Source organism: Pseudorhodoplanes sp. (genome assembly GCF_035565855.1).
GTDB lineage: Bacteria > Pseudomonadota > Alphaproteobacteria > Rhizobiales > Xanthobacteraceae > Pseudorhodoplanes.
In genome coordinates, this window is sequence record NZ_DATMRX010000173.1 from 1 (window position 1) to 7,279 (window position 7,279).

Here is a 7,279-nt window from a genome sequence, read left to right on the forward strand (position 1 = left end):
GTCGACATCGCCGACGCGCTTTGTATCATCAGCCTTCGCCGCGATCCTTCGCGCGCGCCGCCTTCAGATGCTGCGTGACCTTGGCGCGCAACGACTGCTGTTGCTCCGGCGTCCATTTGCGAAAGCCCTCGCCGGATTTGAATCCGAGCTTGCCCTCGGCGACGAGCTTTTCGAGATAGGGCGATGGCCCCGGCCGGCTCTCGATTTCCGGCAGCACGGTCTTGTGGATCGCAAGCGTGAGATCGGTGCCGACGAGATCGGCATTCTCCAGCGGACCCAGCACCGCGAGCCGGCGCCCGAACGCCGCCTTGATGACGGTATCGACCGTCTCGGCATCGCAGATGCCGTGCTCGACAAGCGCCACCGCTTCGCGCCAGAGCGCATGCTGCAGCCGGTTGCCGACAAAGCCGGCGACGTCCTTCTTCACATGAACCGGCGTCTTGCCGATCGCCTTGTGCAGCGCCATCGTGGTGTCGATCACGGCCGGCGCGGTCCATTGCGTGCCGATAACCTCGACCAGCGGCACGAGATAGGGCGGATTCCACCAGTGAGTGCCGAGCGCGCGCTCGCGGTGCTTCAGCCCTTCCATGATCTTCGTGATCGGAATGACCGACGTGTTGCTGGCGAGGATCGCGTCCGGCCGTGCATGCCGCTCGATCTCCGCGAACAGCTTCTGCTTCAGCGGCAGATCTTCCAGCACCGCCTCGACGACGTAATCGGCATCGCGCACGGTCGCGGCGAGATCGGCGTTCGGCGTCACGCGGTTCACCGCATCCGCATCGTCGCCAAGATCGGCGAGATTGGCGCTGATCCGCGTCTTCACGGTGTCGAGATTCGCCGCGAAGGAATCCGTGATCGTCACGTCATGGCCGGCCAGCGCGAAGACCTGCGCGATGCCGTGACCCATCAATCCCGCGCCGATCACCGCGACGCGCGCTTTTTTCGTCATGTCAGCCTGCCGTGTAGCCGCCGTCTGCGTACAGGATGTGGCCGGTGTAGAAGTCGGACGCCGAGGAGGCGAGGAACAACAACGGTCCCGCGAGGTCGGACGGTTCGCCGAGCCGGCCTTTCGGCACGCGCGCAAGGAACGCCGAGCGCACCCCCTTGGCGCGGTCGGTGTCTTCATACATCCAGGCGGTGAGCGCGGAGCGGAACACGGTCGGCGCGATCGCATTCACGGTGATGCCGGTTTCGCCCCATTCGCAACCCAGCGCCTTGGTGATGCCATCGACCGCCGATTTCGACGCGCAATAGGCGGTGTAGCCGGCAGGATGCCCGAGCAGCCCGCGCGCCGAGGACATCAGCACGATCTTTCCGCCGCCGCCTTGTTTGAGCATCTGCTTGCCGGCGGCCCTCGCCATCAGCCAGCTCTGCGTGACATTGGCATCCATGACATCGAGAAAGCGTTCCGGCGCCATGTCGACAATCTTGGACACGTCGTTCTTGCCGGACCCGACCACGAGGATGTCGAGGCGGCCGAACCTGTCGACGGCGGCCTGCACCAGCTTGTCGCAATTGGCTTCCGAATTCGGACGGATCGCAACGCTCTCGACCTTTGCGCCGAGCGCTTCGCATTCAGCCGCGGTCTTCTTCAGTTCCTCGGCATTGCCCGCGGCAAGTACGACATTGGCGCCGGCGCCGGCGAGGACTTTCGCTGCAAGCGCCCCGAACGCACCCGATGCGCCGGTCACGATCGCGGTCCTGCCGCGAATGTCGAACAGGGAGAGGGGGTTTTTGAGAAAGTCTTCCGACATGATGCTTGCTCCGTTCTGAACCTCTCCCCGTCCACTGGGTGAGGTCGGCGCGTGAAACGCGCCGGGTGAGGGGAGTTGCAAGAGGCTTTGCAGGCGTTGAGGCGAGCCCCTCACCCGGCTCGCTGCGCTCGCCACCTCTCCCCGCAAGCGGGGAGAGGGTAAAAGGCATTACTTCCGCGGCGGCAGCATCGCCACGACGATGGTGCAGACGTCGTTCGAACGATTGATGATCTCGCGGGTCTCGTTCGGGCCGATGTAGCAGGAGTCATTCGCCTTCAGCACATGCTCCTTGCCGTCGACGATGACGGTCAGTTCGCCCGACACCACGAAATAGACCTTCTCGGGCGGCGAGGCGTCCGGGCCCGCGCCACCGCCGGGCAGGAAGTGGGAGAGACCGACGATCATCTCCTTCGACCCGCCGGCCTCTGCGCCGAACAGGCGCAGAGAGGTGTAGCCGCGGTGGTTTGGCGCCTCGTAAGGCTTCGCTTCGGAAAATCTGCGGACGATCATCAGAATGTCTCCCCACGCTCGATGCGATACGTCCCCTTCGGATCGATGATGGCGACGAGGCGGATGATGCAGCCGTCACCGCGATCCCAGTTCCACGGGAAGAACGCGAAGGTGCAACGCTTTCCGGTCACCTTGTCGAGTTCGCCGCCGACATTCTCGATGCCGAGGATGCCGTTGGTGAAGAGCTTGCGGTGCACCGGCTCCCATTCCGGGAAATCGTCCTTCCAGTCGCGGCCGCCGGACCATTCCTTGTATTCTTCGGCGAGATGCGGATGCAGCGGACCGTTGCGCTGCGGGCCGATGGCGGTGGCGAGGGGATGGTCATTGGCCTGGGTGTCGTGGCCGACCACCTTCACCTTCTTCTCGACGAACCAGTCGCCCGCCGACGACACGAAGCCCGGCGCGCGGCAGAAATAGTCTTCCGAATCCTCGTACTGATGGTGCCAGCCGGTATTGACGATGATCACGTCGTGCGGACGGATGATCTTGCCTGCAGCCTTTTCGAGATCGTCATAGGTGATCGGCTCCCACTTCTTCTTCGGGATCGACACCACGATGCCGGTGCCGAAGAAATGCGGCAGCGGCACCTCGTCGATGAACGGCGTGCCCTGCACCACATGCGCGGGAGCGTCGATATGCGTCGTGTTGTGCATCGAGGTGGTGATGCGCTGCGACAGCACGCCTGACTTCGCCATGTAATGGATGCGCTCGATCTTGACGTCCTCGAAATACGGCCAGTTCGGCGACTGATAGCCGAAGCGGTGCGACAGGTTGTAGAACTCAAGCCCCATCGAATTGTTGAGGTTCTCTTCGAATTCGATGCCGCGAATTTTCACCATCGTGTCCTTCCTTCTCTTGCTTTTATGGGTTTGTGCTGGAGAGCTGGCTTTCCAGCGTGCGTTTGGTCGCGAGCAGCCGCTCGCAGATGGTCTTGAAGTCCTTCTCGAAGCGCTGGGTCGGGACCGGTACCGAAATCGCGACGTAATTGCCCAGCATGTCGCGCATGGCGATGCCCGCCGCGCAAATGCCGAGCGTGTGTTCCTCGCGGTCAAGCGCGTAGCCTTCGCGGCGGACAATGCGGATCTCGTCGAGGAGCTGGGACAGCTTCGTGACGGTATGCGGCGTCCGTGCCTTCAGGTTGCGGCCGATCAGCGCTTCGATGGCCTCGTCATCGAGGGTTGCGAGATACGCCTTGCCATTGGCGGTGCAATAAAGCGGGAAGGTCTCGCCGACCGCCGACACCGTCCGCAGGCGCTGCGAGCCGATCACCTGATCGATGAACACGAGGTGATCGCCCTTGATCGAGGCGAGGTCGACCGTTTCGTGCAGCTCCTTCGACAATTCGACCAGAAACGGCCGGGCGACCGCGACGAAGTCGGTGCGCACCGAACCGGCGAGGCGCAGGATGGTCGGGCCAAGCCGCACGCGGCCCGCGGGCGAGGCCGCCACGACGAGCTTTTCGGTCTCGAGCGCGGCGACGATGCGCTGGACCGTCGAGCGCGCGAGCCCGACTTTCAGCGCGATTTCGCCGAGGCTCAATCCGGTGGTGGTATCCTCCAGCGCGCGCATGATCGAGGCGGCGCGCGCGATCACTTGGACCTGGCTCTTTTCCTGCGCCTTCTCCCGATGCTTGTCGGCGGTCGGTGGTTGCGCAGGGTGCTTCATTGCGACGCTCATTGCGACGCTCCGATCCGCAGAAGACGGGCGGCGTTGTTGTAGGAAATATCTTCGAGCACAGCCGGATCGATCGGCAATTCGCTCATGAAGGCGCCGGCTTCGGCCGGGTCCTCGAACGGATAATCCGCCGAATACATCACATTCTCCCGGCCGAGCGCCTTGAGCGCGCAATCGATCGGCTCGAACGAGAACATGCCGGATGTCGTGACCACGATATTCTCGCGGATATAGTCGGAAGGCCGCTTGTTCAGCTTCACGCCATAGAGCTTGGCGCGGCTGTCGAAACGCCAGAGCTGATAGGGCAGGGTTTCGCCGAGATGGCCGAGCGCGAGCTTCGCGCCGGGGAAGCGGTCGAACAGTCCTGAAAACACGATCCGCAGGGCATGCGTACCGGTCTCGACCGTCCATTCCCAGGTCGCGCGCTTGAGGCCGCGATAGCCGTCAAGCGCGGGCATCGGTGTGATCGGATCGGCCGGATGCAAATAGAGCGGTACGCCGAGCGCTTCGGCGCGCTCCCATAACGGATAGGTGTCGGGGTGATCGAGATACTGGCCGAGCGTGTGGCCGTTGATCATCGCGCCGGAGAATTTCAGGTCGCGCACGCAGCGTTCGAGTTCGTCGGCCGCCGCCTTGGCGTCCTGCACGGCGAGGTGCGCGAAGCCGAGATAGCGGTCGGGCGCCGTCTGCATTTGCTCGGCGAGGAAGTCATTGGCCTCCCGGGCCTTGCGGGTCGCCACGGCGACATCGGGCTCGATCTGTACGCCGGGTCCGGCGAGCGAGAGAACCGCTTTCCCAATGCCGGACGTGTCCATCGCATTGAGGCGCTGCTCGCCGAAATCCTTCAGCCGCGCCAGCACCTGGGCATAACGGGCCGGCTCAACGTCTTCGACGGTCTTGAGCCAATACTCCTCGAATCCCGGGGCGAGGAAATGTTCTTCGAGAGCGATCCGTTTCATGCAGCGTGTGGTTGACTGCCGGTCGCAGCCATCCGTCCTCCCTGAACAATAACCGCAATGCGGTACACGTGTATCGTTAGGCGGTCATCATAGGGAGGCGCGCAGCGATGTCAAATGCGGCCGTCGGGGGGCCCACGTGCGCGCAGGCACATGCCGCTCCGCGTAACCACACGGGGTTACGCGCACGCAGCCAGTTACTCCGCTCATTCGCGCGCAAGCGGGGATCCAGCAGCCACGACTGATGCATCGCGCGTGGTTCTGGGTCCCCGCTTTCGCGGGCACGAACGGGTGAAATCGCAGAGCTGTGGTTATGGGTTCCCGCTTCCGCGGGACCGACCTGAGCGGGCGCAGAGTGCGGGCACTCAGATCATGTAATGGCCGCCATTGACGTGCGTCGCCTGGCCCGAGACGAAGCCGCCGCCGGGCGAAGCGAGAAATGCGACCGCAGCCGCGACTTCGGCGACATCGCCGAACCTGCCGAGCGGAATTTCCGACTGGATCTTCTGCTTGGCCTGATGCGGGTACTGGCTCCAGTCGCGTTCGGTGTCGATCGCGCCCGGCACAACGGTGTTCGCAGTGATGCCGTCCGGTCCGAATTCGCGGGCGATGGCCTTGGCGAGGCCATGCATCCCGGCCTTGCAGGTGATGTTGTGCGCCCTGTGCGTAACCTGGGCCCAGAAGCCGTCGAAGCCGGAAATCAGGACGATCCGGCCCCATTGATTCTTGCGCATGTGCGGGATGGCGTGGCGCGAAAGATAGAAGGCGGAGCTGAGATTGGTGGCGAGCACGTGGTCCCAGTCCTGCGGCGTGATCTCGAGGAAGGATTGATAGCGGCGGATGCCGACATTGTTGACCATGATGTCGACATTGCCGAACGCATCGACGCAGGCGCCGATCAGCTTCGCGCATTCCGCGTCCTGCGACACATCGGCCATGACGCCGATGGCGGTGCCGCCCGCCGCGTTGATTTCGGCGACGACATTGTCGACCGCGGCCTTGTTGGTCGAGCCGTTCACGACGACCTTGGCGCCTTTTTTCGCCAGCGCATGAGCGATCGCGCGCCCGATATTGCGGCCCGATCCGGTGACGACCGCGGCACGGCCCGAAAGGTCCTGCTCAGACATGATGTCGATCCGAAAGAGAGCGGCGCCCTGCTCAGCGAAGGGCGCCGCGATAACACATGATCGTAGCTATTGCGGCGTCAGGCCGATCGAGGGGACCACCTTGGCCCAATGATCGAATTCCGCCTTCATCGACTTCTGCAATTCTTCGGGCGATCCGCCGGCGGCGGTCGCGCCTTGCGTCTTCAGCTTGGCGATCACGTCCGGCTTCTTGATCGTTTCGGCGACGATCGCGTTGACGCGGTCGACGATCGGTTTCGGCGTGCCGAGCGGGGCGAAGATGCCGACCCAGGTGAAGGTATCGACGCCGGGTATCGTTTCGGAAATCGTCGGCACGCCCGGCAGATCGGGCGAGCGCTTCACTTCGGCGAGCGCGATGATGCGGATCGTGCCGGCCTGCGCCTGCGGCATTACCGCGGGCGTCGTGCCGAAGCTGATCGGAATGTGCCCGGCAACGAGATCCTGGATCGCCGGGCCGCCGCCCTTGTAGGGCACGTGGACCATGTTGAGGCCGGTCTTCTGCTTCAGCAATTCGCCGGCGATGTGATGAGCAGAGCCGACGCCGGCGCTGCCGAAGCTCATTTTCTGATCCGGGTTTTTCTTGGCGTAATCGATCAGGTCCTGAACGGTGTTGATCGGCAGCTTGGCGTTGACCGCGAGCGTCATCGCCACATCGGCGACCTTGATCACCGGCGTGAACGACTTCATCGGATCGAACGGGAAATTCTTCTGCATGAAGGCATTCATCGTGACCGGCGCGTTGACGGTCACGAGGAAGGTGTAACCGTCCGGCGCCGCTTTCGCGACTAGCGCCGCCCCCGTCGTGCCGCCGGCGCCGGGCTTGTTTTCAACGACGACAGGAACCTTGAGCTGTTCCTCGAGCGGATCGCGGATAATGCGCGCAATGAAATCGGTCGAGGCGCCGGGCGGATAGGGCGCGACGAGGGTGATGGCGCGGTTCGGCCAGTCGGAGCCTTGCGCCGCAGCGATTCCGGCCGCGAGCAGCGGTCCCGACAGCGCCAGCGTGAACAGCGCGCCGCGTCTGGTGAAGGTCATGCGTATCCTCCCTTTTTGATTTCGCGGTCCCGCATTGTTTTCTTACGGTGTTCCGCGGCCGATGCCGTTCGGCATTGCTGGCGTCGATTGTAGTGCCGGAGCTTGCCGGTTCAACCGCAGCGTTGACCGGCAAACACCTGAAATCAGCGGCCCTGAAAGCGCGGCTTGCGCTTCTCGTTGAAGGCGCGCACGCCTTCGTGGCGGT

At 63.7% G+C, this 7,279-nt stretch carries 8 protein-coding genes; all 8 read right to left on the reverse strand.

Annotated features, from left to right (window positions below; genetic code table 11):
- Positions 1–28: 28 nt before the first annotated feature.
- A complete protein-coding gene (locus VN004_RS09460) occupies positions 29–949 on the reverse strand; it encodes a 3-hydroxyacyl-CoA dehydrogenase family protein (RefSeq protein WP_325609290.1) in 921 nt (306 codons plus the stop codon).
- Position 950: 1 nt separating this feature from the next.
- Positions 951–1,754, reverse strand: a complete 804-nt coding sequence (locus tag VN004_RS09465; protein WP_325609292.1) for an SDR family NAD(P)-dependent oxidoreductase — start codon at positions 1,752–1,754, stop codon at positions 951–953.
- 168 nt (positions 1,755–1,922) lie between these two features.
- On the reverse strand, positions 1,923–2,264 hold the full coding sequence (locus VN004_RS09470; RefSeq protein WP_325609294.1) for a cupin domain-containing protein: 342 nt from the start codon (positions 2,262–2,264) through the stop codon (positions 1,923–1,925).
- Positions 2,264–3,103 carry a cyclase family protein gene (locus tag VN004_RS09475; RefSeq protein WP_325609296.1) on the reverse strand — a complete coding sequence of 280 codons (840 nt, stop codon included), beginning with the start codon at positions 3,101–3,103 and terminating at the stop codon, positions 2,264–2,266. The genes VN004_RS09470 and VN004_RS09475 overlap by 1 nt, the downstream gene beginning before the upstream one ends.
- A 22-nt stretch (positions 3,104–3,125) precedes the next feature.
- Positions 3,126–3,941: an IclR family transcriptional regulator gene (locus tag VN004_RS09480; protein WP_325609300.1), complete on the reverse strand. Its 816-nt coding sequence runs from the start codon at positions 3,939–3,941 to the stop codon at positions 3,126–3,128.
- Positions 3,938–4,897, reverse strand: a complete 960-nt coding sequence (locus VN004_RS09485; protein ID WP_325609303.1) for an amidohydrolase family protein — start codon at positions 4,895–4,897, stop codon at positions 3,938–3,940. Before VN004_RS09485 ends, VN004_RS09480 begins: the two co-directional genes overlap by 4 nt.
- 362 nt (positions 4,898–5,259) lie before the next feature.
- The gene (locus tag VN004_RS09490; protein ID WP_325609305.1) at positions 5,260–6,021 is read right to left on the reverse strand and encodes an SDR family NAD(P)-dependent oxidoreductase; all 762 of its coding nucleotides are present in this window, start codon (positions 6,019–6,021) and stop codon (positions 5,260–5,262) included.
- 66 nt (positions 6,022–6,087) lie between these two features.
- Positions 6,088–7,074, reverse strand: coding sequence for a tripartite tricarboxylate transporter substrate binding protein (locus VN004_RS09495; RefSeq protein ID WP_325609307.1), 987 nt, complete (start codon positions 7,072–7,074; stop codon positions 6,088–6,090).
- Positions 7,075–7,279 lie beyond the last annotated feature (205 nt).

Coding starts and splice junctions, on each gene's coding strand:
- VN004_RS09460 (WP_325609290.1), bottom strand. CDS start 949: ATGACGAAAAAAGCGCGCGTCGCGGTGATCGGCGCGGGATTGATGGGT.
- VN004_RS09465 (WP_325609292.1), bottom strand. CDS start 1,754: ATGTCGGAAGACTTTCTCAAAAACCCCCTCTCCCTGTTCGACATTCGC.
- VN004_RS09470 (WP_325609294.1), bottom strand. CDS start 2,264: ATGATCGTCCGCAGATTTTCCGAAGCGAAGCCTTACGAGGCGCCAAAC.
- VN004_RS09475 (WP_325609296.1), bottom strand. CDS start 3,103: ATGGTGAAAATTCGCGGCATCGAATTCGAAGAGAACCTCAACAATTCG.
- VN004_RS09480 (WP_325609300.1), bottom strand. CDS start 3,941: ATGAGCGTCGCAATGAAGCACCCTGCGCAACCACCGACCGCCGACAAG.
- VN004_RS09485 (WP_325609303.1), bottom strand. CDS start 4,897: ATGAAACGGATCGCTCTCGAAGAACATTTCCTCGCCCCGGGATTCGAG.
- VN004_RS09490 (WP_325609305.1), bottom strand. CDS start 6,021: ATGTCTGAGCAGGACCTTTCGGGCCGTGCCGCGGTCGTCACCGGATCG.
- VN004_RS09495 (WP_325609307.1), bottom strand. CDS start 7,074: ATGACCTTCACCAGACGCGGCGCGCTGTTCACGCTGGCGCTGTCGGGA.